This is a genomic window from uncultured Rothia sp., assembly GCF_963544205.1.
Taxonomy (GTDB): Bacteria; Actinomycetota; Actinomycetes; order Actinomycetales; family Micrococcaceae; genus Rothia.
Window position 1 is genome coordinate 202,811 of the sequence record NZ_CAUUDY010000001.1, and the last position, 25,708, is coordinate 228,518.

Genomic DNA, 25,708 nt, shown 5'->3' on the forward strand with positions numbered 1-25,708 from the left:
ATTTCTTACGTACCGTAAGTTTTCCTAATCTGAGGGTCAATCCTACCCGCTTTTTAGGCTCTTTTCCACCCAAAACCACAAAAACACAGAAAAACCCTCCCGCACCGGCTCATCACAAGCGGTACGGGAGGGTTCCATATCAGGCGAGTTCGCCCAGCTATTCAGTTCATCCGGCGTATTTAGTCCGCCAGGTTGTGGAACGAAACGTTCGTGGGGTGCTCCACGGTACGAGAAACGGTGCAGTCCTTCTGCTCGCTGAGCTGAATCAGACGGTCCACCATCTTCTGAGCCTTGGCGCCCTGCTCGTCCTCGGGGAATCGCACATCAAAGTCCACCTCAACATCGTCGAGGCGCACCGCACCGTCTTCAGTCTGCTTCAGCGCCGAGGCGAGCACCTCGAACACCTCGGGGGTGGAGCGGCGGGAGGTGCCCGCGTCCACATCCACGGAGGAGCAGCCGGCGATCGCGGCAAGCAGTAGCTCGACGGGGGTCAGCAGCCCCTCACCCACACCGAAGTCGAGGGTTGCGCCGTTGGCACCGTAGGCACGGTAGCGCAGGCGGTCGATGCGCTCAATCTTGGTCTGGCGGTAGTTGTCGAGTTCGCGGCGTTCCTGCTGGCGCTTGTACACCTTCTTCTGCTCTTCTGCGGTGTTCTGGGAGGCGTTCTGATCAGCCATTGAGGTTCCTTTCAGGGGTACCCTTTCGGGTGGTTCTTTGTTTAGTGTCACTCACTATAAGCGTGTTTCTCATATTTTATTCCCCGCCGCTTTTTCTCGACGCTCAACCACCCCCTCCTATACACTTGAAAGCCGCGGCGGGCGTTATCTTTACCCGCGCACAGGCAGACAGGCTTTTCACAGAACGTAACGCACACAAGGAACCCACTGATGGCACAGACCCCCGGCGCTAAGCATGCGAGCGCACAGAATGATTTCCGCTTGGCTATTGCGGATTCTTCTGTTGTGATGCTCGGTATCGCTGTGCTGGGTTTGGGTTTGGGCATTATCCTCAACGCGCACGGTCTGCCCATCTGGACTGCTCCATTGCTATCTGCCCTGGTGTTTGCCGGTTCGGTGGAGTTCCTTATGGTGGGCATGGTCAGCGCTGGCACGCCCCTAGCGTCGATTGCGTTGACGGTGTTCCTGGTGAATGCCCGCCACCTGGTGTACGGCCTCTCCTACCCTCTGCACAGGGTGAAGGGGTTCTGGGCTAAAGCCCTGGCGATTCATACTCTCTGCGATGAGGCGTTTGCTCTCAACTCCGGTCCCGACCGCAATGAGCGTTCGGGTGCCCGCATTCTGTGGGTGAACGTGCTGATTTACGTCTCCTGGATTTTGAGCGTAATCCTCGGGTATGTGCTGGGCGCGAGCTTCTTGAGCGATTTGAAGGGCGTGGACTTCGTGATGGTGGCTATCTTCACGGTTCTTGCTATGGACGGCTACCGCGCTAACCCGGATCGTGTGACGGCGCTGTTCGTTGCGGTTTCGGCTGCGGTGGCGCTGATTTTTGCGCCGTCCTCGTTCCTGGTGGTGGCGTTGGGTTCGTATGTGGTGCTGCTGTTGGCGCGTTTCCCGGTGGCGAAGCGCCGCGGCACGCTACCGCATCGTGCTATGCATGAGGTAGCGGCTGAGGCTGAAAGCGCCGCGGAGACCCCAGGCACTGCCGCAGAGAGCTCAGGCACCACCGCTTCCGCTGATGCGCCCGCTTCCACACAGCGATAAGAACGTTACATACGTATTCAAAACCGGTTAGGATAGATGAGTAGAGCTTCACGCTCCCCTCTTTCTATTTCTAGGATTCAGAGGTTGAGGTACCCATGACTCAGATGAAAGACACCGCTAAGGAAACTAGCGACGCAGAACGCTGTGCCGCCCCGGAGTAACACCGCACCGGGAGCGGCATCACCCGAGGTCACGCGAGAACTAGCGACGCGCACAACTATCCGCGCAAAATAACTGCTCTCGCGCAGGAGGAACGACCCTCCGCCTCCATGTTTCGCGGCTTTCATCAACTCACGTACCTACCGCACTACTTAGCACCCGGCCCCTTCTTCGGTTGGGCTCTCCCTACCCTTTTTCGCGGATGCTTTCACGGCTTCACCCGCGCCCCTCTTTCGGGGACTCTTCCCCCCCCCTTTCGGGGCACTCTTTCGGAGTCTTTCGCTGAGTATGTGCAGAAAGAGAAAATCTTCATGAACAGTGAAGTGACCACCGGCTATATTCTTGCCGCAATTCTTGTGGCTGCAGGTATTACGTTCCTGCTTCGTTTGCTTCCCTTCGGCCTGAAGAAGGCTCTGGCTGGCTCCGAACTTTTGGATGCGCTCAGCCATTGGATTCCGCTCGGCGCAGTCGCACTGCTTGCCATCTATGCGGTGGCGAAGATTAATTATTCTTCATTCGCTACAGCGGCACCGTACCTGGCGGGTCTGGTGGTGACCGTGGGGGCGCACCTGTGGCGTAAGAATATGGTGCTGAGCATGGTGGCGGGTACCGTCACCTGCGTTGTGCTGGCTAACTGGGTTTTCTAGGGGGTCATGATGAGCATTTCTAAGAACTCTGTTTCTTCCCCTGCTATTTCTTCTCAGCCCGCACCTCAGCAGGCGAGCCAACCCGCGCCCCATCAGGCTTCTCCCGAGCAGGTGGAGCAGGTCATTGCTTCTGCGCTTCCGCTAACCGGCATGATTCCCGTGGTGGAGGCTCCCGCCTCCCCCGATGCACAGGGGCCTCAGCAGCCGCGCGAGAGCGGCTTCGCCGAGGCGATGCGCGTTGCCGGTGTCATCATGCTGGGCCTGTTCTTTGTCGGCATTGGTTTGGGCGTGCTGGTGCACAGTTACGGTCTGCCGTTCTGGGTGGCTCCCCTGCTGCCTGCCGTTGTTTTTGCCGGTTCCGTAGAGTTCGTGCTGATTGACATGATCTCGAATCATGCGTCGCTGTTCTCTATTGCGGTGATGACTCTGCTCATTAATTCCCGCCACCTCATGTACGGTCTGTCCTACCCGATTGAGCGAGTGCGTGGTGGTTTGGCGAAGTTCTACACCGTGTACACGCTCATTGATGAGGCGTACGCGCTGAACACCGGACCGGACCGCCATAAGCTTCGTGCCTCCCGCATCCTGTGGATCCACGCGGGCCTGCACCTGAGCGTTCTGGCGAGCGCTACGCTCGGCTATGTGCTGGGTGCAAGTTTCTTGAGTGAGCTCAAGGGCGTGGATTTTGTGATGACTTCACTATTCGCGGTGCTCGCTATCGATGCGTATCGCAGTTCTCAGGACCGCACGACTGCCGCTATTGCGGGTGTGTCTGCGGCGGTTGGTTTGTTGGTGGCGCCGCAGTCGATGCTGCTGATTTCGATGGTGGTGTACATTCTGCTGTTGGTGTCGCGTTTTGTGGTGGCTAAGCGCCGCGGCACCCTGCCGGAGCATATGCTGGTCGCGGATGAGGAGCCCGCCGAAACCGCCGAAACCTCCGAAGCTCCCGGTCACCCCGGAGCCTCCGCGCGCTAAGTCTGGATGTAGTAAAGCGCCCCGCCCACTCGAAATACCGGGTGGGCGGGGCGTTATGCTGTCGCCAGCCGCATGTGTGGGTGAACCCTAGATCATGCGTTGTCGACGTTCAGTATCTGCTGTGCTGTGTACCGCCAGGTGTCCCTGACGGAAGTACTATGCGGGTGCCGGCACCTTGTCCGGCTCCCGTACTAAGCTTACTTGATAGCTGCCAGGGCTGCTTCGTAGTTGGGCTCGTTGGTGGTTTCGGGAACCAGCTCGGTGTAGACAACCTCACCGTCGGGGTTCACGACAACCACGGAGCGTGCCAGCAGACCAGCCAGGGGGCCGTCCACGAGCTTCACGCCGAAGTCCTCACCGAAGGAGGAGCGGAAAGCGGAGGAGGTCACAACGTTCTCAATGCCCTCGGCTGCGCAGAAACGGCCGATTGCGAAGGGCAGGTCGTTGGAGACGCACAGCACGACGGTGTTGTCCAGGTTTGCTGCATCCTTGTTGAAAGTGCGGACGCTGGTTGCGCAAACGCCGGTGTCGATGGAGGGGAAGATGTTCAGCACCAGGTTCTTACCTGCGAAGTCTGCGGAGGAGATCTCGGAGAGATCAGCCGCGAGGACCGAGAATTCGGGCAGCTTTGCGCCGACTGCGGGCAGGTCGCCGTTGGTGTGGATTACGAGTTCATTCTGTAGAGTTACTTCAGCCATGCCTTCATTGTCCCCCGGATGGGGCGGGTGTGCAAGGGGACACAGGCGTTAGCGGGTGTAGTTTCCGCATAGCTGATTTTCTGCCGTGCCGTTTCACCCCGGCGGCGCCTCTACAATGGGCTGGTGAGCATTTTGAGGCACGTATCTTCCCGCCTTGCGCCGCTGGCGCATCCCGTGACGAATTTCAGGGCACTCCGTCAGGACCTGCGCCGTCAGCGGGTGGAGGGTCGTGCCCTCGTTGATCCGCAGAATACGTACCGTCCGAGTGTGCGCGCTGAGCTGCGCCGCATGTTCACGCGTCCCCTCCCGGTGGAAACGCAGACCCTTGTGTGTAACGCCCTGCTGGCGGCAATCTGCTGGTACCTGCTCCCGGAAGCCTGGCGTTCGTGGCTGTTTAGCGAGTTTAAGGGCCCGGCTGGTTTTGCGCTGGTGATGGTCGGCTGGATGGTTGCGGACGTCACCTCAACGAACCTGATGGGCCACGATGAGGAGCATGCACTGCGTGCGTTGCGCAGTAGCGACCCGCACGCCCTGCACCTATTCGTGCGTACGAAGGCTATTGCAATCGGTCTGATCACGGGTGTTTCTGGCACCCTGCTGGCGCTGATTCTGCACAGTCAGGACAAGAACCTGACCCCCACGCTCATGATGTCCCTGTCGTTCTTTGTGGTGCCGGCTATTGTGGTGTCCCTGGGCTCGATTCTGGGCGTGATTTACCCATACCGTCTGCGCGGCTGGCAGTTCCGCTGGGCGCACCGCAAGAACCTGCGGATGAGTGCCCGCTGGGTTCTGCTCTGTTTTGGGCCGGGCTGGGTGCTGGGTACGGTGCTGATGTCGCTGATGTTCCCGTCGATTTTCCTGTCGGATGCGCTCGCGCGCCTTCTCAACCCCGGCATGGATCCGCGCGATGTTGCGTTCCGGCCGCTGCTGTTTTCTCTGATTTTGTGGGCTCAGGGCGCGATTAGTCTGTGGGTTTTTCCGCGGATTACGGCGCGTATTGCGACCGCGAGGCGCGCCTGGCTGGTGCATTATCTGACGGACGATAAGGTCTGCTAGCCGGTTTTTGGTGCTGGGTGTTTGGGCCGGGGGGTTGGGCCGGGCAGATGCTCACACATGTCACGGTAACGAACGGCGCTGGTAACGAACGGCGCTGGTAACGAACGGCACTGACCGCGCGCACCACGTGCCCGCCTCTTTTTCCCTATACTGGACGAGTTCACTATTCACTTCTTGACCAGCACCGGTGCGCGCTGCCGCGCATCTTCAGGAGTATCCATGTCTTCTAATCGCCGCCGTTTCACCGGCCGTACCGCTTTGGCTCTACCCGCATTGGGCGCCGCTCTAGCTCTTGTTGTCACTTCCTGCTCGGCAAGCACTGATTCTGCTGTTTCGGGTACCGTAGTGTCTTCTTCTAGCAGCGCTTCTGCATCCGCGAGCGCGACCTCCACTCAGGCGCTGTTCCCGACCCCGTCGGCGAGCCCGAGTGCATCCGCGAGCGCTTCCCCGAGTGCTTCGTCGCCTGCTCCGGTGCCGTCGGTGGTGACGATTACGGTTCATGCTGAGCCGACGGCATCCGAGTCGAAGTCGGATTCCAAGTCTGAAGCTAAGTCTGAGTCGAAGAAGGATTCCACCTGTGCGTCTGATTCTGCGTCGACCGTGGTGTCTAAGGCTCTGCGCGATTTGAAGAATAAGAGCAAGTGGGCTCAGTGGACGAACACATCAGAAACCTATGAAGGCTATGACCCCTGTGCTGAGCTGTCGTGGATTGACGCTATTCCCGGAAGCTCTCATAAGGATTGTTGTATCTCCTCGATGGTGCACCACATTCTGCTGTTCCACCGCGGCAAGTTCATTGGTACCGCAACCTACGAGCCGTACTCTTTCCCCCCGGTGATTACCCGCACCTCCGACAGCTCAATTAGCGTGACTTACCGCTACGTGAAGGGTGATGAGAGCTCCGCCAGCGCGAGCGGCCGCACGACCGTTGAATTCACTTGGAATCCGGCAAAGAACCAAGTCGATATGGAAGGCACCCCTCCTCCGAGCTATAACTCTTAGGCTACGCATTTGAAGCCCGGGAGGTTGGGCATACGAGAAACCCGCCGTCTCGCATATGGTGCATATGTGAGACGGCGGGTTTTCCGTTGCTTAAGGATATGTAGAGTGCCCGAGGGCTAGCTATTTAGGCAACGAACTTCTTGTAACCGAAGTATGCGGCGCCTGCCAGGATAGCGATGCACAGAATCTTCTTCACGGTATAACTCCTTTGATTGTTCCGGTAGGCACCCGGTGTTTTACTCCGTCTGGCGACTCACCTAAAGGTGAGGGCAGGCGGGGCGTCATCCGCACGTGGTGCCGTTGCTCCCTATCTTACCTGCTTTTGAACAATGTTTTCTGTTTGACGTGCCTAGTCCGCATTTTAGACAGTCAAACACGCAGCGGTTCAGCGCATCGTTGAGGCGGGGAATAAGCCTCTGACGGGCGCATAATGGGAGCATGAGTATTTTTAAGAAGAAAGAGTACAGCGCTGAGCGCTCGGCTACTCGCATGGCTCGTGCCCTCGCTGTGATGGGTGCGCTGCACTTCATCATCCCGGAACCCTTTGACTCGATTGTGCCGAAGTACCTGCCGGGTCCTCCCCACGCGTACACTCACGGTTCGGGTGTAGCTGAGCTGGGCACCGCTGCCCTGCTGGCTAATGATAAGACCCGCCGCGCCGGTGGTCTGCTGGCGGCTCTGCTGTTTGTTGCGGTGTTCCCCGCGAACATTCAGATGGCTCTGGATGCCCGTAACCAGTCCACTCAGCGTAAGGCTATTGCGTACGGTCGCCTGCCCCTGCAGCTGCCGCTGATTTGTAGCGCTTTGAAGATTTGGCGCAAGTCGAAGTAGTCACTTCGTTCGTTAGGAACGGCACCTCAGTGTTTTACACGTAAAACATTGAGGTGCCGTTTACCTTAACATACCCATTATTAAGCTTTCCGTAACCAGCATTGCCTACACTGGAACTACCACACCACCTGTCACAGCGGCAGGTGTACAACCTTTGGAGACAACAATGGACGCTCTTATCGGCACCATTATCACCGGCGCAATTATCGGCGTGATTGCACGCTTCTTCATGCGAGGCCGCCAGAACATTTCGATCCTATGGACTATTGTCTGCGGCGCTATCGGCGCGGCTGTCGGCAACTGGGCGGCAGTTCAGCTGGGCGTTGCCGCGACCGCAGGTATCGACTGGATGCGCTGGATTCTGTCGGTCTTCGCGGCGATGCTGACCATCTCCCTGTACCTGGGCATGACCGGCAGGAAGTAATATTTCACTCGACCTGACTAGGGCTCACTGAGCTTCTCTCATACACGAAGGCGGCACCTCCCCTAGCGTGAGCTAGTGCGGGAGGTACCGCCTTTTCTGCGCCTCACACGAGGCGCTTATAGTGTCTTGGCTTATGCTTTCTTGGCTTATGCCTTCTTAACCACGGAGGACTTCAGGTACATCTGGCCTGCTCCGGGGACCTTTGCCTCAATGTCGTGGCCGTTCACGGGGGATTCGAGCAGGCGGATGCCGCGCACCTTGGTGCCAGCCTTGATGTCTGCGCCGCCCTTGACCTTCAGGCCCTTGACGATGGTGACGGAGTCGCCGTCGACGAGCTCGTTACCGACGGAGTCGAGAACCTTGGCGCCTGCTTCTTCTTCGGTTTCGCCTGCTGCGGTGCGTTCCCATTCGTGGCCGCACATGGGGCATGCCCAGAGTTCACCCATTTCGTAGGTGTAGTTTTCGCTGCATTCGGGGCAGGCGGGTGCTTCGATTTCGTTGAGGTTTTCGCTCATGGTTCCTTCTTCTGTCTGTGCGGATGCGCCGCTCCCCTGTCCCTGATTACCGCGGCTTTGGGCGGTGGTGCTGTGGCGTGTGGGCGCGCGTCAGCGAGGCGGGGGTGCGACGGTGGAGGGTGCGAGGATTCTCGCGTTCGTGCTGACTATACCATTTGGCGGGCGTGAACCGCATGTGAGGGGCGGGTTTTTGCCGGTCCTTTGGGGTGGGGTCAGGGTGTGGGTGAAGCCGACAAATAAAATTTGCCTGGTTCGTGCGTAATATTTTGGTTTCAGTGACTGTGGCGTGTAAAGTCTTAGAGTATTTGTACGTTTATTGAGTGAAAGGCACGGCTTCATGAAGCTCTCCGCACGTAACCAGTTCGCAGGCAAGGTTGTTGAGATTACTGAGGGTGCAACCAACGGCATCGTCAAGATTGAGATCGCTCCCGAGGTTGTTATCTCTGCTTCCATCACCAACGAGTCCATTAAGGAACTGGGCCTGAAGGTTGGCGAGACTGCTTACGCAGTGATTAAGGCTTCCAACGTTATGGTTGGTGCTGACCACTAATTCGGGTCGATAAGGCTTAAACCCGGTAGCTACCTAGGCAGCTCGTAAGGGCGAATAAAGCGGGGCCCCGCACTACGGTTTGTAGTGCGGGGCCCCGCTTTTATGCTTTTATCGCTTAGACGTTGAAGCGGAACTCGACCACGTCGCCATCCTCCGACCTAGGGTCCATGTTCACCTTTTCTACTAACTCATCTGAGCCAGCAAAGTGAGTTACGGGGAGATTCTTCGGCTTGTAGACTTTCTTTCACTATTTCTGATATCTCCTCACCCTCTCGTACCAAGCTTTGATGACTTCGCATTCGTTCGATAGCTCGTCAACGGATGGTGGGGAGTAGTTAAGTGTAGGATGAGGGTCATGCCGTGATGCCCACGCAGAAATACGCTTGTAGGAGTCATCATAGGTCTTCACATCTTCTTCTGTGACACGACCAATAATTCGGAGTTTCCCGACTCGAACTTCTAATTCTCGGTAGTCAACCAGAGGCTCCACGATGACCTGACTAATAATCCGCTCCCAAGTTTGAGACATGTGGCCTGCGATCTTTTCGGTTTCTCGTTGATACTCCTCATTAGACATCCCTGCTTCGTTACTACGCAGAACACGCACTTCCTCGTTGAACGTATGTATACGTTGGGCTACGTCTTTTGCAGTCCAAGGATGATGTTCAGTCGTATAACCCGGCTCTGCTTTCCTTCGCTTTTCAATGCCTCGCGTGGCATATGACACATTGCACTCTTTTGCCGCTTTATACAGGAGCATGGTGAAGGCTACATCATGCGTGAACACCACAACTTGCCTATCTTTGGCTAACTCAACGATTCGCCTAGCAACAGATTCACGTTTCATATGATCAAGAGAGGAAACCGGATCATCGAAGATTAGGGCTGACTTACTAGCATCGAAATGAGCCTCCGTGAGAAATCCTACAAAGCCAAGGGAAGTCTGCTCTCCCTCAGAAAGGACATCTGTGAGCTTCGTTCCGGTGCGAGCACCTTGAAGGTCCGCCTTATGAAGTTGAGAACCTTGTCGAGCTTTGGTGGCTTTAAACCTAACCTGTTCCAGACCGAAATTCTGCGCTTCGCGAGCAAAGAACTCGTCTGCCTCCTGAGTTACGTAGGCGCGGGTAAGTTCGCCGACTTTCTTGGTAATTGAACGGGTGTTTGCCTCGGACAGCTTCCTATCAAACTCATCTATCGTCTGAAGTCGAGTACATTCAGCTTCAATGAGTTGCCACCCATCGCGCATCGCAATTTGATCCTGTAGACGGAGTTCCTGTGCTTCTGCCTCTGCAAGATTTTTTGCAAACCCCTCCGAATTTACGCCATCTGCTTGGTTACGATGAGTGGTTGCGTCCCTCCGAAGAGTAGCCACAGCGGTAATGACGTCAGCCGAATCAGCCGAATCAGCCGAATCAGTCGAATCACCCGCAACAAGTGCCAAGGCACGAGTTTGTAGGTCCTCAAGGATAGACCTAAGTTTTTGCGCATTAGAATATTCTTTCAGTTCAAGTTTAATGACTGCCTCTGATATGTCTGTTGGCGTATTACTCCATTTCTTAAGCTCGTCTCGTGCTTCATCAACTTGGTGCTGGGCGCGCCGTGCTTCCTCAGCTGTCATATCCACGACAAACTGTTGGAACCTCACAAGTCGGTCAGTAGCATCAGCATCAAGCTGTTGCTGACATAGGACGCAGACCGCGCCATCCGAAGTATTCGGGAAACTGTGATTGGGGTAAACAACATTTGAATATGACTCTGCTGCATCCCACAGCAATTTCCACACACTTGATCCAACTTCAGGTAGAGGGTCATTCTCAAACGTCCTCTGTGAAGCAAGATCCGCGGCTTTCTTCGCAGATTCTGCCTTCTCGACCAGGACAGCGAGTCGTTTCTCAGCTTGCTCTCCAGTCTTTGCCTCAAGAGTCTCCAAATGATTTGCAATCATAGTGAGTGCATTGGAAGTCTCGATTAGTCGGGCTTTTTCTAGGGTAGGGTTACTGACACGAAGACGAGCGGTTATGCTCTTCTGTGCATCCAATTGCTCGTCAATGTCAGAGGGGCACTGGGTTGCTGCTTTTATATCATCATCCGTGGTTGAGGCACTGAGGTCACGAAGAAAGGCCTTAGCGGAACCTTGAGAATCGACCTTAGGCAGCAGCCCAGGTTGGCTTATATCTTGCTTCCACGCTTCAATCACACGGGACACACCAGTGCAGACGACTGCGAGATCCTCCAGCAGCTTGACCGCTGAAGGACGGTAGGAAATCTCCGCTTCTGTAGTCAGATAGCTATCCCCACAGTGTTCGTCATAAAATGCTATGCGCTTGAGGTCTGGATCAGGTGATTGACCTAGAAGGGCACTTCTTTCATCATCACCAACACTGAAGACAACTTCGCCTGATGGCGTTCCAGGATCACTCACGAACACATCCGGTAGGACCCTATCTTGATGACGCGCTCCGACCATTGAGCTAATCACTCGAGCATAACCAGACTTACCGCTACCGTTGTTTCCATACACCACGGTTAGCCCATTTGGGTCAAATGTAAGTTCTTGGCCGGGGGCAAGACGATTAACGTTGGCGAGGCCTCGTACCGCGACTATACGAACAGATTCATCCCGCGTTGCCTGAGGTGGTGTGAGGTTTGAAAACCAACCTCCATCAGGGGGAGATTCAGGTTCCTCCATTAGACTTCGCGCGATGTCCTCATAATCTTGTTGTTCAAAAGTATCACCAGCAATAATGCGCGCAAGAACCTTCTGCTGCCACCAGGGTCTTGAACCTGCCCAGCGCAAAACATCATCGTAGGCTGTCATTTGTACACTCCTTTAGGTACAGGGGCATTGAAAGAACGGAAAAGGGTAGAGAGTCAAGCATCACGGCTAATCTCGCCTCGTTCAAAAACCGTGGTGCGCTGCAATCCAACAGAACTTCATCCAATAATCAAAAAATAAAAAATTTACAACATCTAAAAGCTTCTACGTCACCTGTAGACGATATTTTTATACCTCCTGCACAAAATTCAATTAGCGAATTACATTACGCATTAAGGGTACAAAAAATCCGGTGACAGTGAGATGAATTTCGTCATCCCTCCGTCACCGAATTCTCAAAGTCCTATCGACCCATCATCAGATTTAGACGTTGAAGCGGAACTCCACCACGTCGCCGTCCTGCATGATGTAGTCCTTGCCCTCCATACGGACCTTACCGCGAGCCTTCGCCTCCGCCATGGAGCCGGCCTCATCCAGGTCCTTGAAAGACACAACCTCAGCCTTAATGAAGCCGCGCTCAAAATCAGAGTGAATCACGCCAGCAGCCTGCGGCGCAGTATCACCCTTATAAATAGTCCAGGCGCGAGCCTCCTTCGGGCCAGCAGTCAGGTAAGTCTGCAAACCCAGGGTCGAGAAGCCCACGCGAGCCAGCTGGTCCAGGCCGGACTCATCCTGACCGTTCATCTCCAGCATCTCGCGAGCCTCCTCCTCAGACAGCTCCACCAGATCAGCCTCCAGCTTCGCATCCAAGAACACAGCCTCAGCCGGCGCAACCATGTCACGCAGCTCCTGCTGCTTCTCCTCAGACGCCAGAATGCCCTCATCCGCGTTAAACACGTAAATGAACGGCTTAGCAGTCAGCAGGTTCAGCTCCTTCAAATGAGCCAACTCCAGCTTCGCGTCCTTCGCACGAGAAATGATGGTGTCACCATCCTCCAGGATCTTCTGCGCAGCCTTATAAGTCTCCAGCTGAGCGGCGTCACCCTTCTTAATCTTCACAGCCTTCTCCAGACGCGGAATAGCGTTCTCCAAAGTCTGCAGGTCAGCCAGAATCAGCTCAGTGTTAATGGTCTCCATATCGGAGGCGGGGTCGACCTTGCCGTCCACGTGAATGACGTCCGGGTCATCAAACGCACGCACCACCTGGGCAATAGCGTGCGCCTCACGAATGTTCGCGAGGAACTTGTTACCCAAGCCCTCACCCTCAGAAGCGCCCTTCACAATACCCGCAATATCAACGAACGAAACAGTCGCAGGCAGAATACGCTCCGAACCAAAAATCTCAGCCAGACGGTTCAGACGCGCATCCGGCAGGTTCACCACGCCCACGTTCGGGTCAATAGTCGCGAACGGGTAGTTAGCCGCCAGCACAGTGTTGCCGGTCAGAGCGTTGAACAGGGTGGACTTGCCCACGTTAGGCAGGCCAACAATGCCGATAGTTAGAGCCACAAGTTTTCCTTCGAATCATGTGCCGCCATACAATCAGGATGCGCCGCGTACGTGATGCGGCGGGTGCGGGCGGACACAGGGCGAAAATGGTGCCCGCTTCCAAGCACGACACCGCCAGTCTCAGGAAGAAACGGGTGCGGGGTGCCTGCGGGCATAGACACTACCATTCTACCGTGTTCGCGCAGGAGCCGCCCGTGTTGATGAGAGCAGGGGGCTAAAGCCAGCCGTTCTCCGTGGCGATACGCACCGCATCCTGACGAGTCGACGCACCCGTCTTCGCCATCGCCGCCGACAAATAATTACGCACCGTACCCGCCGACAAAAACAACGCCGACGCAATCTGCTGAGCCGTACCACCCGACGCCGCCTCACGCAGCACCTGCGCCTCACGCTCCGTCAACGGAGAAGCACCTGTCACCAAAGAATCCGCCGCCAACGACGGATCCACCACACGTAACCCCGCATGCACACGACGAATCGCCTCCGCCAACTGGCGAGCACCCGTATCCTTCACCACGAAACCACTCGCACCAGCCTCCAGGGCGCGGCGCACATAGCCCGGGCGGCCAAACGTCGTCACAATCAGCGTGCGCACCGGCTCACCCGACTCGCTCAAAGCACCCGCATCACGCAACGCCGCAGCCGCCTCAATACCATCAGCCAGCAAAGTACCGGGCATCTGCACATCCAACAGCACCACGTCCGGCTTCAACAGGGCGACAGCGCCCAACACCTCGTCACCGCTACCGACCTGACCCACAATCTGCAGGTCAACCTCCAGACCCAGCAGAGCGGCAAGAGCCTCACGGATGAGCTGCTGATCGTCAGCGAGCAGAACACGAATCATGGGAGCCTCCCAGGGCTGAAGACGGGGTGATAACGGCGGGCGGAACAACCGCGTGAGGTTGTCTACCACCACCATACAGGGGCGGGTAGCTCCCCCGTCCAGGGCGCGGCGCTAAGTTCCACAATCTACAGCAACTATTTACAGCAGTGAGGTGTCACCGTCCATGCTCACACGGATGCGCGTACCCACCCCACCGGCAGGGTTCGGGTTCTCCGCCAGCCACTGCTCGGGCGCCGCCTCAATCACCACGCTACCGCCGGACGCCGCCACACGCTGAGCCATACCCGTCAGGCCGTTACCGCGCGCATCGCCCACACCCGTGCCGTTATCGAGGATGTCCAGGCCGGTTGCGCTCAGACGCACCCGCGCCGCGTTCGCGCCCGAGTGGCGCACCATGTTCGTGACCGCCTCACGCAGAACCCAGGAGAACAGCTTCGCGTTCACGCCAGCCACCGCGAGCGCACTCTTGCTCTCGGGCAGTTCGGCGCGAATACCGGCGGTTTGCAAGGCACGCCCTGCGCCCTCAATCTCACCCGAGAAGTCGGGCACGCGCAGGCGCGTCACGGTCGAGCGGACCTCCGCCAGGGATGCGCGGGACAGCTGCGCAATCGCCTCCATCTCGGCGCCGGCGCGGGCGGGATCAATCTCCAGCAGACGTTGCGCCAGCTCTGCCTTGAGGGTGATGACGGTCAGGGAGTGGCCCAGCACGTCGTGCACGTCGCGGGCAATTTCTTCGCGTTCCTCGGAGAGCGCCAGGGAGGCTCGTGCTACGTCCGCACGTTCGCCCAGCTCAATCAGGTAAGAGAAGCCCAGAAGACCCAGCAGCGGCGCGCCGATAAAGAGGGCAATTCCGCCGTGCGCGGTGACGTCAAAACCGATGCCCGCCATAAAGATTAGCCAGCAGGCCAGGGCAATCGTCGCCGCTACACCGAAGCGCAGGGGGTACGGGGCGATTGTGCCAAAAACCCAGAACGCCACAAAGTACATGCTGAACGACAAGAACACCGTATACGCCGATTCAAGCCGCAGTGCCGTCAGACCAGCCACAGGCAGTGCCATCAGCACCGTCCAGATGACGCTTCGACGCACCGTGGAGGTGACCGGCACCAGCCACGGCACCGCGTACGCCGAGCAGTTCACCACCGCAAACAGCACCACCAGTGCCACACCGGCCCAGCGCACCGGCCCCAGCTCCGGGGTGGTGAGGAAGCTGTCCAGCGGCATGAGCAGAAACACCAGCCACGGGGCGCTAAAGCCCAGCGCCAGCCAGTTCACGTTGCCGCTACGTTCACGGTGGAGGAAGCGGAAGCGGTGCTTGCCCAGGGTGCGCTTCGCGGCGGAGGGTGCCACCTCGTTCTCTGCGTGGGGGTGTTCGTTCTCGTAGGAATGGGTGTGGGTTTCGGTCATGGTTCTAGCCTAACGTGCGGGTGCCGCGGGTGCAGATACCACCGGTGCGGCGGTGTCAGTAGCGGCAGTGTTAGTAGATGCAGTGTGAGTGGATACGGCTTCCGCCGCAGCCTCGGGAGCCCCTGATGCTACGGGACCCTTGAGACTGCGGCGGGAAGAAGCATTTAGCGACGGGTTGCGCGGCGCATCAGCAGGGCAGAAACACCCAGGAAGATAGCCGCCCACACAACCAGGCTCACCACTGCGTACCAGAGCGGCTCGGTCACGAACCAGTCCTCACCACCCAGAATAATGGTCTGACCTGCGGTGAAGGGGTAGCGAGCAATCTCGGCGGCACCGTACAGCGGGGTGAAGCGTGCGTACTTCAGCAGGTCGGTGCTCAGCGGGGAGAACACGGTACCGAAGAAGCTCATAATCACCAGCAGACCGTTCGCAATGGACACGGCGTTCTCGTTACGAATCAGCAGACCCATCATGATGCCGTAGAAGGCGAACACCAGACCGCACAGCACCGTCAGCGCGCCGGCGGCAAGCTGCTGGTTCACAGGGATCTCAACACCGGTAAACATGCCCACAATGTTCACCGCAATCACCGGCAGCGCAGAAATCACCAGGGCGGTTAGCGCCTTCGCGCCCAGGTACTTGCCGGTGGTCAGCGGGGTCAGCGCCAGCTGGCGGTTCCAGCCGCTGGAGAGCTCGGTGACGGTGCTGCCGCTAATCGCCACGGTGTTCTGCACGGCACCGTACAGCGCCATGCCAATCATGACGTACGCTGCTACGTTGCCGTCACCCATCGGCTGGGAGGAGTAGTCCTGCATCGCGCCAAAGAGCAGGAAGAAGACGATGGGCAGTGCCACGCCGAAGAAGAAACGGTCGGTCGAGAGAATAGAAGCGCGGATGTCGTAGAGTGCGTAGCGGAGCATGATGTTTTCCTTGAGGTGTGTAGCGGCGGCGTAGCGTTTAGATGGTGTAGTGTTTAGGCGTCGGATGCCTTAGAGGCGGCGGCCTGCTCGGTCAGCAGGGTGAAGGACTCGTCCAGGGAGGGCTTGGTGACCTCCAGGTCGCTGATGCTGTAGTTGTTCAGCAGAGTGCGCAGTACCTGCTCAATCTCCAGCACGGAGATGCGGTGGCGGTACCCGCCGGACTCTTCGGTCACCTCGACCGGCACATCCAGGTCAGTAATGGGTGCGGGGGCGAGGAAGCTGAGGTGGCGGTGGCCGGTCAGGGCGCGAATCTCGTCGGAGGAGCCGTCAGCGATGATGGAGCCGGATTCCATGAGCACGATGCGCTGGGCGAAGTTCTGTGCTTCTTCCAGGTAGTGCGTCGCAAAAAGAATGGTCGTTCCTCGTTCGGCGATGGCTTCCATGCGCTCCCAGAAGGTGCGGCGCGCGTTCACGTCCATGCCGGCAGTCGGCTCGTCCAGGATCAGCAGTTCCGGCGAGTGCATGGTCGCCAGGGCGTAACGCAGGCGCTGCTGCTGACCGCCCGAGCATTTGCCGACCTTACGCTTCGCAATCTCGGTCAGGTCTGCGCTGGCGAGTACCTCGTCCACGTTGATGGGCTTGGGGTACAGCGCCACAATCATCTCGACCGTGGCGCGGATCGTGAGATCCTTGAGCAGGCCACCGGTCTGCTGAACCGCACCGAGTAGACCGGCACGTGCCGCCTCGGAGGCGTTGCGGCCAAAGACGCTCAACTCGCCGCCGCTGGGCTGGGTCAGACCAAGAATCATGTCGATGAGGGTGGTCTTGCCTGCGCCGTTGGGGCCGAGCAGTGCGATGATTTCGCCGCGCTTGACGGTCAGGTCAATCGAGTCGACGGCTACGACTTTACCGGCGGCGCGGGTGGTGAAAACCTGGCTGAGGGCGCGGGCGGAAATAACGGTTTCTGCGGTGTTGGGCTTGCTGTTCTGAAGTGCTGCGGTGTTCATGTTTCTATTACACCGCCGGTTTTCGCGCCGCTGCGGTACAGAGTGTCATGACCTGCCCATGACAAATGTCATGAGTTCACGGAGGGGCCGGTATGACGAGGCATTTTCAGCAGCGGAGGCGGTCACGCGTAGCGGGGGCTCTGTCCTCAAGGCGCTCAGCGCCGCAGAGGGGGCACTCCCCCGCGTAGCGTGACCGCGAAGCTGCGCAAACACCCCTACCCGCGCATCCCGCACAGCAGACGCAAAAACCCCGTGTCTTCTCCCCACATGGGGAAGAGGACACGGGGTCATAAGCTAAAAGTATTAGCGAGTGGGCTTAGCGCCGCGGCCACCGAGCTGGCGGCCTACGTTCTCGTCGTTCTTCAGAGCGGAACGCAACTCCTTCGGCAGGGAGAAGAGAATGTCTTCCTTCGCGGTCTCGACCTCTTCGATGGTGCTGTAGCCGTACTCGGCGAGCAGTGCCAGCACTTCCTGAACCAGAACCTCGGGTACGGACGCGCCGGAGGTCAGGCCCACGGTTGCCACGCCTTCGAACCAGGACTCGTCCACCTGGTGTGCGAAGTCCACACGCTCGGCACGCTTGGCGCCGTATTCGAGTGCTACTTCCTTCAGGCGCACGGAGTTCGAGGAGTTTGCCGAACCCACCACGATCACCAGGTCGGCGCGCGGAGCGATTTCCTTGATGGCGCCCTGGCGGTTGGAGGTTGCGTAGCAGATATCGTCCGAGGGCGGATCCTGCAGCGAGGGGAAACGCTCACGCAGACGCGCCACGGTCTCCAGGGTCTCATCCACAGACAGGGTGGTCTGGGAAATCCAGACGACCTTCTCGGGGTCTCGGACGGTCACCTGATCCACCTCATCGGGCGAGTTCACGATCTGGATGTGCTCGGGCGCCTCGCCGGCGGTACCCTCGACCTCTTCGTGGCCGGTGTGGCCGATGAGCAGAATGTCGTAGTCCTGCTTGGCGAAGCGCACGGCCTCGCGGTGTACCTTGTTCACCAGCGGGCAGGTCGCGTCAATGGTGTTCAGGGAGCGGTCGCCGGCTGCGGAAACCACCGCCGGGGACACTCCGTGCGCCGAGAACACGGTCACGGAACCTTCGGGAACTTCGTCCACTTCATCAACGAAGATAGCGCCCTGCTTCTCCAGGGTCTCCACCACGTGGCGGTTGTGAACAATCTGCTTGCGCACGTAGACGGGCGCGCCGTAGTGCTCCAGTGCCTTCTCAACAGCAATCACGGCACGGTCAACGCCCGCGCAGTAACCGCGCGGGGTGGCGAGCAGGACTTTCTTCTCACCGGTGACGGGTGCGGCGGCTTCAACGTCGGCGCGGCTGCGGCGCTCGCGGGGTACGGGCGGCAGGCCCAGGGCAATAGTTTCAGTGGACATGGTTACTATCCTACGTTGTTCGGACTTTTAGTGTGTGATGACTGTGGCACCGCTCGCAGGGCTACGTCCCAGGGCGATGAGGCGAATCAGAATACCGAGCAGTAGGGCGAGGATTGCCATGACCAGCCCGTAGCTTGCCGCCGCCTGCAAGTGCCCGGTCAGTGACGGTGCAAGCTGGTTCCATGCCCCGGTAATCAGCGCCGTTCCGGCGGTGCTGTGGCTGGTAATTCCCAGGGATTCAGGGCTCTGGCCGCCAAACCAGGCTGCGGCGCCCCAGCCCAGCAGGGCGTAGAGCAGAGCCGTGACCACCGGTACCAGGATGCGGTGCCTGGGTGCCAGCAACGTAGCCAGCAGCAGGCTCAGCACCGAGATGATGGTCAGCGGCACGGTGGATTTGCCCAGCGCGGCGGCACGGTTAATGCCGGCGTGCAGGTACCATTCCTGTTGCTCCTGCTGGTTGTTGCCGTCCTTTACCCGGTCAATGTTGAGGGTTTCAGGGCCGAGCTTCGTCAGGTCCGGGTCGAAGGAGCCGATAGAACCGACCTTCGCATCCAGCGCACGGTAGAAGGGGGTGAGCACAATGACGGCGGGACCGTCCTGGTGTTCGAGGTTGTAGCGGCGAGTTTCCTCGGCTATTTCCTTCCAGAGGCTTCGATATTCTTCAGTTTTTGACAGCTCAGCCGCGGAACGGTTGAGCAGGGAACGTATGCCGTCTTGTGTCGGCTTTACAAGAATGGAGTATAAGCCGCTTTGTTTGGTGCCGTCGAGGAAGGTTGTCATAGCTTCGGAGTTCATGAGGTCTTCGACTGCACCGTCCGCGATGCGTGAGGCGAGCTGCGAATCTTCCGCCAGGTTGGAGGAAATCTGCGAGAAACCGCGCTCTGACATGAGCTTGGAGTTCACCCAGGCACCCGTGGTTGCACCCAGACCGGTCACCAGGGCGAGGGCGCACAGCACAACGGTCAGGAACCTCCGCAGACCCGCCGCAAAGGGAGGCTCGGGGGCGGCATGCAGTTCAGCCTTGGTGGGGGCTGCGGCGTGGCCGAGCGTGCGCGTGGGCTGTAGCAGGGTGGTGTCTTCATCCGCCGTATAGTAGCCGTCCGTGCGGGTAATCCGAGTATCGACGACTCGGGTCGCGTCCGCCGGGTAGTTTTGCGCGCCAGTACCCGCCGCTGACGAAGCCGCGGCGGTGTTGAGGGCGTTGTTCTGATGTGCTGACTGATCGGGTGAGCGCATGAGCCTAGGGTACCCGCTCACAGTGTTCAAAGCCGATTCGGACCCGCAGAATGCGCCAGAAGCTAAGTTCTGCCTGCACTGCGTGCAAGCTACCCGAGTCGCCAGGCTGACCTGTGCGCAGGCGCATAACCGACCAATCAGGGACAATAGAAGGCATGAACTTCTACAACCCCTCCGCAGCGCAGCCGGCACCCGCACTGGTGGTGCCGCCCGTGCACGAGCGGCAGCTTCCCAGGAAGTCTCAGGAAACCACCGCCACCAACCCCTGGCCCCTCGCCCTGCTCGCGCAGAACCTCAAAAACTATGTAGACAAGGTTCCCGAGCTCTGGGTGGAGGCGCAGGTCGCCTCCCTCAACGGCCGCGGCGGCAACGTCTTCATGGAGCTCAAAGACCTCAATGAAGACTTCTCCTTCACCCTCGCGCTCTTCGGGCGTGCCGGTAGCGGCCTGGCGGCCGATGTGACCGTAGGCGCTCGCATCGTCACCCGCGCCAAGCCGAGCCTGTGGAAGAACGGCAAGCTCTCCCTCATCGGCAAGGAAGTGTACGCGGTCGGCACCGGCAACCTGCACGAGCAGCTGCAGCGTCTACGCGAAGCTCTCGCCGCTGAGGGGCTGTTCTCTGACGCGCGGAAGAAACCGCTGCCCATGCTGCCGAACCGTGTGGGCCTGATTACCGGTCGCGATTCTGACGCGGAGAAGGACGTTATCCGCAACGCCTCCCTGCGCTGGCCCGGCGTGGTCTTCGAGGTGCGCAATACCCGCGTTCAGGGTGAGGGTGCGGCGGCTGAGGTCATTGCCGCGCTCGCCGAACTGGACGCCCACCCGGAGGTGGACGTCATCGTCATCGCCCGAGGCGGCGGCTCCTTCGAAGACCTGTTGCCCTTCTCTGAGGAGGCGCTCATCCGCGCCGTCGCGGCGGCCACCACCCCGGTAGTCTCGGCAATCGGTCACGAGGCGGACTCCCCCATCCTCGATGCGGTCGCCGACCTGCGCGCCTCCACCCCCACCGATGCGGGTAAGCGCATTGTGCCCGATATTTCGGAGGAAACCGCCCGCATCACCGAGGCCCGTGCCCGCCTGGACCGCGCGGTGCTCGGCTACGTGGGCATGCAGATGAACTACATTGCGCAGCTGCGCAGCCGCCCGGTGCTCACCCACCCGGAGTCCTCCCTGCTCATGCGTGTGGAGGAGCTGAGCCAGCTACGCGAGCGCGCTCACCGTTCGGTGCAGCACCGTCTGGAGCGTGAGTCGGCGACTCTGTCGCATACGTTGGCGCGGGTGCGTTCGCTCTCGCCTGCGCAGACGCTCAACCGCGGCTACTCTATCGTTCAGGATGCCGCGGGCGCTATTGTGCGTGACGCTTCGGCGCTGAGCGAGGGCGAGCAGATTACGGTGCGTGCGGCGACCGGTTCGGCGCAGGCGGCCGTGACTTCTACGGATCCCTCAAACATCTCCTAAACCTCGATACCCCTACGTTTTACCCCTAGTTTTTATCTCTAGTTTTTACCTCTGAAAGGTTCCTCAATGAGCGAGAACATTAGCTTCAACAGCGCCGAGCTGGGCGCACCCGTCGAAACCCTCGGCTACGAGCAGGCACGTGCCGAACTGGAGCAGGTCGTACGCCAGCTGGAGTCCGGCGCCAGCGACCTGGAGACCTCTATCGCCCTGTGGGAGCGTGGCGAGGCGCTTGCCGCCCGCTGCGAGGCGTGGCTGCAGGGCGCGCAGGAGCGCCTGAACGCGGCACGCGGTGCACAGGCTGGTCAGGAGAACCTGGCAAACTAAAGCCGCTTCCAGCACCCGCTCTGGCACATCCTCCAGCCGTCAAACAGAAATAGCCTGCCCCGCAGCTCATCAGAACTGCGGGGCAGGCTATTTCTATCTGTCACAAGGCAGAGGCGACAGGGCTAGTGCTTCTGCTTGTAGTCAGCCATGAAGTTACCCAGGCGCTCCAGGGCGCTGGTGAGGGTCTGCGTATCGGGCAGGAACACCAGGCGGAAGTGATCCGGGTCCTTCCAATTGAACGCGCGGCCGTGGCTGAAGAGAATCTTCTGGCTCTTGAGCAGGTCCAGGGCGAACTGTTCATCGTCGGTAATGTCGAAGCGCTCAACATCAATCTTCGGGAACAGGTACAGAGCGCCGTCCGCGCTGGTGCAGCTGATGCCGTCAATCTCGTTGAGCATCTTGTGCGCCAGGGTGCGCTGCTCGTACAGGCGGCCGCCGGGAACAATCAGCTCGTTAATGGACTGGTAGCCGCCGAGCGCGGTCTGGATGGCGTGCTGTGCCGGAACGTTGGCGCACAGGCGCATGGAGGCGAGCAGGTGAATGCCTTCCAGGTAGCTGGAAGCGTCCTTCTTCGGGCCGGTGATAGCGACCCAACCCGCACGGTAACCGCAGACGCGGTATGCCTTGGACAGGCCGGAGAAGGTCAGGCAGAGCACGTCGTCGCCGGTGAGGGTCGCCATGTTGATGGCCTCTGCGCCATCGTAGGTAATCTTTTCGTAAATCTCATCAGAGAACACGACCAGACCGTGTTCGCGTGCCACATCCACAATCTGCTTAAGCACGGAACGCGGGTAGACGGCACCGGTGGGGTTGTTCGGGTTAATAACCACGATGCCCTTGGTACGCTCGGTAATCTTCGACTTAATGTCTTCGATGTCCGGGTACCAGTTGTTTTCCTCATCGCAGAGGTAGTGCACGGGCTTGCCGCCGACCAGCGCGGTAGCTGCGGTCCACAGCGGGTAGTCGGGCATGGGGACCAGGATTTCGTCGCCGGTCTCGCACAGTGCCTGCAGGGTCATCGGGATCAGCTCAGACACACCGTTACCCAAGTAGATAGATTCGGTGTCGAGGTTCATGATGCCGCGGTTCTGGTAGTGGTGCACAATGGCGGTACGTGCCGAGTAGAGGCCGCGGGAGTCAGAGTAGCCCTGAGTTTCGGGCAGGTGACGAATGATGTCCATCATGATGGCATCCGGCGCCTCAAAGCCGAAGGGCGCGGGGTTACCAATGTTCAGCTTCAGGATGCGGTGGCCCATCGCTTCCATGCGATTGGCTTCATCCAGAATGGGGCCGCGGATGTCGTACAGGACGTTGCTCAACTTTGAGGACTGACGGTACTTCGTCATGATGATTTACTTTCTAGGGTGATCCAAAATGAATTGTGCTGCGTCGTCATCTGCGATGGGGTTGGAACCGCTAGTCAGACGCAACAGGAACGAGAGGTTACCCGTGTCTAATGTAGATGATACGCGGTTAATTGCCGTCCGGGCGCTATCTGGCAGGGTACGGCGAATAATGGGCACCAGTTGCTGCTGCAAAAGCGCCGTCGAGGGGTCTTCCAGGGTGACCAGGCGATTCTCTTCAATCGCGGAGTCGCTACTGTGCAGCAGGGTCACCTGCACGGTGTCTGCGGTGAGGGCGTTGACGCGCTCGGCGGGGTCGTCCTGAATCTTCGGGTCGTGCACACGGTAGCGGTAGAGGCTACGCAAAGAATCCACGCCATAAGTACCGCTGGAGTACCCGGTCGGGATGGAGAACGCCAGGGAAGACTGCACCTCACGCAGGTTCGCGAGGGAGTTGAGCTTGTGGCGGGCGCTCACGGCGCGGGTAGTGACCAGCACATCCTTGTTGGTGGCGTGGGCGCCGTTGAGGAGCATGAGCTCTTCGGGCAGGATGCGCGAGATAGCGTTGGTCATGTCGGTGGTGCTCATGGCGCGCAGGTTGATGGGGTCTGCGGAGCGGGTGGAGCTTGCCGAGGGGCTCGCGGTACCGTCCGTAGCATGTGCGGAGGCGGTGCTCTCCTCCGCGGTGGGGGTGGCCGCCGGGGGCAGGGTCACGCCTGCCGCTTGAGCGGAGGCACTTACGGAGGCGGCAATACGTTCGTTCTGTGCGGCGGCGGGGCTGATTTTGCCGTCGTCGGTCAGGTAGAGCAGCAGGTCTCCGCTGTAGTCGATGACCAGGTCCAACGATTCAGGGGCGGCGGCAGTGGTGCTGCCGGTTTCCTCGTCGTCGGGCAGAGTTGCGGTAGGGGTGGCAGAGTTAGCCGAAGGAACCATGAGCCCGCGCAGGGCGGCGACGCGGCTGTTGTCGGTGTCGACAAGTTCAACGGAGTAGCCAATCTGTCGCAGGGCGCGCGCGTACACGTGCGCTACGGCGCGCATCTCACGCAGGGCGCCGTAGCCGATACGCAGGGTACCGTAGCTGGATGCGGAAGGGTCCACCTGCGGGGTTGCGTCATTATTCCCGCAGGCGGCGAGCAGCGGCATGAGCGCCAGGGAGGTGAGCGCCGCACGGCGGGTGAGGGTCAGTCGGTTCATTAGGGAAGCTTCCGTGCGTTTTCATCGGCAAGAAATTCGCGGTATTCGCGTGCCCAACTGGCGGCGTTGGAGTAGCCCATCATGGAGGCTACCTCGTCGATGAGGGTGCCGTAGCGGATGGTGTCCAGCTCAGCGATGGGTACCCAGCGTGCCGTGTCGGAGGAGCCATTGATTTCGTGGCGCAGTTCGCCGGTAACAATGTGGGCACGGAAAACCACCCGCAGGGCGCAGAAGGGTAGCGCTTGCGGGTCTTTCTGGGTGGAGCGCACGGGGAAGTGTCCGGCGTGCACGCCCAGAATGTCTTCAATGGCGACGCTGTAACCGGTCTCTTCGAGGGTCTCTCGTAGCGCGGTTTCGTCGGCCTGTTCGCCGGGTTCCATGCCGCCGCCAGGCAGGGACCAGAGGGGGCTGAGTGCACGGTCTTCGGGCACCCAGCGGGTCATGAGCAGCTTGCCCTGCTCAATGATCACTGCGTAGGCTGCGGGTCGGGTTTCCATTGCTAATGCCATGGTTTGATTTTACCGTCTATCGTTCGTTAGCGTTTCTTGCCGCGGCGTGCGCTGGCGGCTTTGGCGGACTGTCGAGCGTGCTGGCGTGCGTTGCCGTTTTTCTTGGCGTTGGCGCGCTTCTTATCGCGTGCTTCACGGCGTGCGTTGGCGGCTCGTGCCTTCGCTTTCGCCTTCGCCTTTTCGGCGGCGACGCGTTCAGCACGTGCCTGTCGGGTTTCGCTGCCGCGGTCGCTGGTTGCGGTGCGTCCGCGCACAATACCGATGAAGTCCTGCAGGAGCGCCTCGAGCTCTTCGCTGCGCGGCTCACCCTTGGGGGCACGCGGCCACACCAGGTGCACCGGGTAGGTGTCTAGACCCGCGACGGGGCGGTAGGTGAGGTCCTTGCGGTGGTAGAAACGTGCAATGGACATGGGCACAATGTACAGGCCCACACCGGCGGCAACCAGCTCGATGGTTTCCTTATCGGTCAGGTCCTCGGGTACGATGCGGCCGGCGCTCTCACGCCATGCGCGGGAGACTTCCTCATAGGCGGGAATATCGGAGGCGGGCTGCAGCAGGAACTCCTCGGCAAGCTCCTCCACGGGTACCTCGTCGAGCACGGTGAGCACGTGGTCCACGGGCAGAATGACCACGGGCAGCTCCTCGTAGAGGCGGATGCTGTGGTACTTCTCGCCGTCGGTGCTTGCCGGTTCGCGGTCCGGGCGCACAATACTCATGTGCGCGAAGGGGTTCTCGGGGACCTCAACGACGGGTACAGGGGCGTGCTCGACAGCCTCGGCGGGCGCCTCAGCAGCATTTTCTCCTTCTGCCGCCGCTTCAGGGGCAGGATCAATCAGGCACAAATCCTGGTGCAGGGAGTCCAGGCCGCGCGCCTCACGCACGGGCACCTCCGCCAACTGCACGCGGTCACCGTAACGCTCATGCCAACGGTTGAACCACTTGCCGGGCATAATCGCGGGCACGTAGCTAATGCGCAGCATGGAACGCTGCAGTACGGGGATGGGCAGAGCCTCCGGAGTCTGGATCATTGCCAGCTGCTCGGGGTGCAGGTACACGCGGGTGGGTGCCTCAGCGGGCACTTCGGTTTCTACCTGGTCGGTAGTGTTTTCGGGCGCGCTCTGCTCGGGGTCGATTGCGGCGAGAGCGTGCTCGTTGACGGGTTGTTCTTCGGGGGTACCTGCGGTGGAGGATGCGGATGAACTCATCTCTCCACGCTAGCACATCTTGGGCGGGTGCATTGGGGTCAAATGAGTGGGCTCAGGTGAGCGC

General features: G+C 59.5%; 25 protein-coding genes. 10 read left to right on the plus strand and 15 right to left on the minus strand.

The genetic code is table 11. The features are described from left to right. Window positions 1-179: 179 nt before the first annotated feature. Window positions 180-677, minus strand: coding sequence for an OsmC family protein (locus tag RWZ58_RS00765; protein ID WP_314656786.1), 498 nt, complete (start codon window positions 675-677; stop codon window positions 180-182). Window positions 678-887: 210 nt separating this feature from the next. Here RWZ58_RS00765 and RWZ58_RS00770 point away from each other — a divergent pair, with 210 nt between their 5' ends. The 3 genes from RWZ58_RS00770 to RWZ58_RS00780 all read left to right on the plus strand — a co-directional run bounded on the left by RWZ58_RS00770 (window position 888) and on the right by RWZ58_RS00780 (window position 3,502). Next, entirely contained in the window at window positions 888-1,721 is an 834-nt protein-coding gene (locus RWZ58_RS00770) for an AzlC family ABC transporter permease (protein ID WP_314656787.1), read from the plus strand. 470 nt (window positions 1,722-2,191) lie between these two features. Next, window positions 2,192-2,527, plus strand: a complete 336-nt coding sequence (locus RWZ58_RS00775; RefSeq protein WP_044142340.1) for a branched-chain amino acid transporter permease — start codon at window positions 2,192-2,194, stop codon at window positions 2,525-2,527. A gap of 9 nt (window positions 2,528-2,536) precedes the next feature. After that, window positions 2,537-3,502: an AzlC family ABC transporter permease gene (locus tag RWZ58_RS00780; protein WP_314656789.1), complete on the plus strand. Its 966-nt coding sequence runs from the start codon at window positions 2,537-2,539 to the stop codon at window positions 3,500-3,502. Between the two features lie 197 nt (window positions 3,503-3,699). Here RWZ58_RS00780 and tpx read toward each other — a convergent pair whose 3' ends face one another. Beyond that, entirely contained in the window at window positions 3,700-4,200 is a 501-nt protein-coding gene (gene tpx / locus RWZ58_RS00785; RefSeq protein WP_314656791.1) for a thiol peroxidase, read from the minus strand. A 132-nt stretch (window positions 4,201-4,332) separates the two neighbouring features. Between tpx and RWZ58_RS00790 the strand changes: the two genes are divergently transcribed. From RWZ58_RS00790 to RWZ58_RS00805, 4 genes are all read left to right on the plus strand, one after another. Beyond that, on the plus strand, window positions 4,333-5,256 hold the full coding sequence (locus RWZ58_RS00790) for a hypothetical protein (protein ID WP_314656792.1): 924 nt from the start codon (window positions 4,333-4,335) through the stop codon (window positions 5,254-5,256). A gap of 219 nt (window positions 5,257-5,475) precedes the next feature. Then, window positions 5,476-6,258: an LppP/LprE family lipoprotein gene (locus tag RWZ58_RS00795; RefSeq protein WP_314656793.1), complete on the plus strand. Its 783-nt coding sequence runs from the start codon at window positions 5,476-5,478 to the stop codon at window positions 6,256-6,258. A 438-nt stretch (window positions 6,259-6,696) separates the two neighbouring features. Then, entirely contained in the window at window positions 6,697-7,089 is a 393-nt protein-coding gene (locus RWZ58_RS00800) for a hypothetical protein (RefSeq protein ID WP_200962825.1), read from the plus strand. Window positions 7,090-7,255: 166 nt separating this feature from the next. Continuing rightward, a complete protein-coding gene (locus tag RWZ58_RS00805) occupies window positions 7,256-7,513 on the plus strand; it encodes a GlsB/YeaQ/YmgE family stress response membrane protein (RefSeq protein WP_204860808.1) in 258 nt (85 codons plus the stop codon). Window positions 7,514-7,659: 146 nt separating this feature from the next. Here the strand turns inward: RWZ58_RS00805 and RWZ58_RS00810 are convergent, their stop codons facing one another. Next, entirely contained in the window at window positions 7,660-8,028 is a 369-nt protein-coding gene (locus tag RWZ58_RS00810) for a zinc ribbon domain-containing protein YjdM (RefSeq protein WP_294643832.1), read from the minus strand. A gap of 337 nt (window positions 8,029-8,365) precedes the next feature. On the opposite strand from RWZ58_RS00810, the gene RWZ58_RS00815 reads away from it, so the two are divergent. Continuing rightward, the gene (locus tag RWZ58_RS00815) at window positions 8,366-8,578 is read left to right on the plus strand and encodes a molybdopterin-binding protein (protein WP_005505155.1); all 213 of its coding nucleotides are present in this window, start codon (window positions 8,366-8,368) and stop codon (window positions 8,576-8,578) included. A gap of 247 nt (window positions 8,579-8,825) precedes the next feature. Here RWZ58_RS00815 and RWZ58_RS00820 read toward each other — a convergent pair whose 3' ends face one another. The 8 genes from RWZ58_RS00820 to RWZ58_RS00855 form a co-directional block, all read right to left on the minus strand. Beyond that, window positions 8,826-11,396 (minus strand): AAA family ATPase, encoded by a 2,571-nt coding sequence (locus RWZ58_RS00820; RefSeq protein ID WP_012903122.1) that lies wholly within the window; start codon window positions 11,394-11,396, stop codon window positions 8,826-8,828. Window positions 11,397-11,717: 321 nt separating this feature from the next. Further along, window positions 11,718-12,803, minus strand: coding sequence for a redox-regulated ATPase YchF (gene ychF, locus RWZ58_RS00825; RefSeq protein ID WP_005505132.1), 1,086 nt, complete (start codon window positions 12,801-12,803; stop codon window positions 11,718-11,720). Between the two features lie 214 nt (window positions 12,804-13,017). Next, window positions 13,018-13,650: a response regulator gene (locus RWZ58_RS00830; RefSeq protein WP_005505116.1), complete on the minus strand. Its 633-nt coding sequence runs from the start codon at window positions 13,648-13,650 to the stop codon at window positions 13,018-13,020. Window positions 13,651-13,788: 138 nt separating this feature from the next. After that, window positions 13,789-15,057 carry a histidine kinase gene (locus RWZ58_RS00835; protein ID WP_314656798.1) on the minus strand — a complete coding sequence of 423 codons (1,269 nt, stop codon included), beginning with the start codon at window positions 15,055-15,057 and terminating at the stop codon, window positions 13,789-13,791. 164 nt (window positions 15,058-15,221) lie between these two features. Then, a complete protein-coding gene (locus RWZ58_RS00840; RefSeq protein WP_303939586.1) occupies window positions 15,222-15,980 on the minus strand; it encodes an ABC transporter permease in 759 nt (252 codons plus the stop codon). A 53-nt stretch (window positions 15,981-16,033) separates the two neighbouring features. Beyond that, a complete protein-coding gene (locus RWZ58_RS00845) occupies window positions 16,034-16,987 on the minus strand; it encodes an ABC transporter ATP-binding protein (protein WP_314656801.1) in 954 nt (317 codons plus the stop codon). A gap of 303 nt (window positions 16,988-17,290) precedes the next feature. Continuing rightward, window positions 17,291-18,376, minus strand: coding sequence for a 4-hydroxy-3-methylbut-2-enyl diphosphate reductase (locus tag RWZ58_RS00850; RefSeq protein ID WP_296547131.1), 1,086 nt, complete (start codon window positions 18,374-18,376; stop codon window positions 17,291-17,293). Between the two features lie 27 nt (window positions 18,377-18,403). Next, window positions 18,404-19,612, minus strand: coding sequence for a hypothetical protein (locus tag RWZ58_RS00855; protein ID WP_049338121.1), 1,209 nt, complete (start codon window positions 19,610-19,612; stop codon window positions 18,404-18,406). Between the two features lie 155 nt (window positions 19,613-19,767). Here RWZ58_RS00855 and xseA point away from each other — a divergent pair, with 155 nt between their 5' ends. Then, complete coding sequence (gene xseA, locus RWZ58_RS00860) at window positions 19,768-21,069, plus strand: exodeoxyribonuclease VII large subunit (protein WP_303939589.1); 1,302 nt, start codon at window positions 19,768-19,770, stop codon at window positions 21,067-21,069. A gap of 66 nt (window positions 21,070-21,135) precedes the next feature. Next, the gene (locus RWZ58_RS00865; protein ID WP_049327598.1) at window positions 21,136-21,393 is read left to right on the plus strand and encodes an exodeoxyribonuclease VII small subunit; all 258 of its coding nucleotides are present in this window, start codon (window positions 21,136-21,138) and stop codon (window positions 21,391-21,393) included. 122 nt (window positions 21,394-21,515) lie between these two features. On the opposite strand, the gene RWZ58_RS00870 is transcribed toward RWZ58_RS00865, so the two are convergent. From RWZ58_RS00870 to RWZ58_RS00885, 4 genes are read right to left on the minus strand one after another with little or no spacing between them, the layout of a single operon-like run. Then, window positions 21,516-22,739, minus strand: coding sequence for a pyridoxal phosphate-dependent aminotransferase (locus tag RWZ58_RS00870; protein ID WP_005508453.1), 1,224 nt, complete (start codon window positions 22,737-22,739; stop codon window positions 21,516-21,518). Between the two features lie 6 nt (window positions 22,740-22,745). Continuing rightward, window positions 22,746-23,930, minus strand: coding sequence for a glycine betaine ABC transporter substrate-binding protein (locus RWZ58_RS00875; RefSeq protein WP_314656804.1), 1,185 nt, complete (start codon window positions 23,928-23,930; stop codon window positions 22,746-22,748). Next, entirely contained in the window at window positions 23,930-24,439 is a 510-nt protein-coding gene (locus RWZ58_RS00880) for an NUDIX domain-containing protein (protein ID WP_005508451.1), read from the minus strand. The genes RWZ58_RS00875 and RWZ58_RS00880 overlap by 1 nt, the downstream gene beginning before the upstream one ends. A 26-nt stretch (window positions 24,440-24,465) precedes the next feature. Beyond that, window positions 24,466-25,644, minus strand: a complete 1,179-nt coding sequence (locus RWZ58_RS00885; protein WP_314656806.1) for a LysR substrate-binding domain-containing protein — start codon at window positions 25,642-25,644, stop codon at window positions 24,466-24,468. Window positions 25,645-25,708 lie beyond the last annotated feature (64 nt).

Coding starts and splice junctions, on each gene's coding strand:
- RWZ58_RS00765 (WP_314656786.1), bottom strand. CDS start 677: ATGGCTGATCAGAACGCCTCCCAGAACACCGCAGAAGAGCAGAAGAAG.
- RWZ58_RS00770 (WP_314656787.1), top strand. CDS start 888: ATGGCACAGACCCCCGGCGCTAAGCATGCGAGCGCACAGAATGATTTC.
- RWZ58_RS00775 (WP_044142340.1), top strand. CDS start 2,192: ATGAACAGTGAAGTGACCACCGGCTATATTCTTGCCGCAATTCTTGTG.
- RWZ58_RS00780 (WP_314656789.1), top strand. CDS start 2,537: ATGAGCATTTCTAAGAACTCTGTTTCTTCCCCTGCTATTTCTTCTCAG.
- tpx (WP_314656791.1), bottom strand. CDS start 4,200: ATGGCTGAAGTAACTCTACAGAATGAACTCGTAATCCACACCAACGGC.
- RWZ58_RS00795 (WP_314656793.1), top strand. CDS start 5,476: ATGTCTTCTAATCGCCGCCGTTTCACCGGCCGTACCGCTTTGGCTCTA.
- RWZ58_RS00800 (WP_200962825.1), top strand. CDS start 6,697: ATGAGTATTTTTAAGAAGAAAGAGTACAGCGCTGAGCGCTCGGCTACT.
- RWZ58_RS00805 (WP_204860808.1), top strand. CDS start 7,256: ATGGACGCTCTTATCGGCACCATTATCACCGGCGCAATTATCGGCGTG.
- RWZ58_RS00810 (WP_294643832.1), bottom strand. CDS start 8,028: ATGAGCGAAAACCTCAACGAAATCGAAGCACCCGCCTGCCCCGAATGC.
- RWZ58_RS00815 (WP_005505155.1), top strand. CDS start 8,366: ATGAAGCTCTCCGCACGTAACCAGTTCGCAGGCAAGGTTGTTGAGATT.
- RWZ58_RS00820 (WP_012903122.1), bottom strand. CDS start 11,396: ATGACAGCCTACGATGATGTTTTGCGCTGGGCAGGTTCAAGACCCTGG.
- RWZ58_RS00830 (WP_005505116.1), bottom strand. CDS start 13,650: ATGATTCGTGTTCTGCTCGCTGACGATCAGCAGCTCATCCGTGAGGCT.
- RWZ58_RS00835 (WP_314656798.1), bottom strand. CDS start 15,057: ATGACCGAAACCCACACCCATTCCTACGAGAACGAACACCCCCACGCA.
- RWZ58_RS00840 (WP_303939586.1), bottom strand. CDS start 15,980: ATGCTCCGCTACGCACTCTACGACATCCGCGCTTCTATTCTCTCGACC.
- RWZ58_RS00845 (WP_314656801.1), bottom strand. CDS start 16,987: ATGAACACCGCAGCACTTCAGAACAGCAAGCCCAACACCGCAGAAACC.
- RWZ58_RS00850 (WP_296547131.1), bottom strand. CDS start 18,376: ATGTCCACTGAAACTATTGCCCTGGGCCTGCCGCCCGTACCCCGCGAG.
- RWZ58_RS00855 (WP_049338121.1), bottom strand. CDS start 19,612: ATGCGCTCACCCGATCAGTCAGCACATCAGAACAACGCCCTCAACACC.
- xseA (WP_303939589.1), top strand. CDS start 19,768: ATGAACTTCTACAACCCCTCCGCAGCGCAGCCGGCACCCGCACTGGTG.
- RWZ58_RS00865 (WP_049327598.1), top strand. CDS start 21,136: ATGAGCGAGAACATTAGCTTCAACAGCGCCGAGCTGGGCGCACCCGTC.
- RWZ58_RS00870 (WP_005508453.1), bottom strand. CDS start 22,739: ATGACGAAGTACCGTCAGTCCTCAAAGTTGAGCAACGTCCTGTACGAC.
- RWZ58_RS00875 (WP_314656804.1), bottom strand. CDS start 23,930: ATGAACCGACTGACCCTCACCCGCCGTGCGGCGCTCACCTCCCTGGCG.
- RWZ58_RS00880 (WP_005508451.1), bottom strand. CDS start 24,439: ATGGCATTAGCAATGGAAACCCGACCCGCAGCCTACGCAGTGATCATT.
- RWZ58_RS00885 (WP_314656806.1), bottom strand. CDS start 25,644: ATGAGTTCATCCGCATCCTCCACCGCAGGTACCCCCGAAGAACAACCC.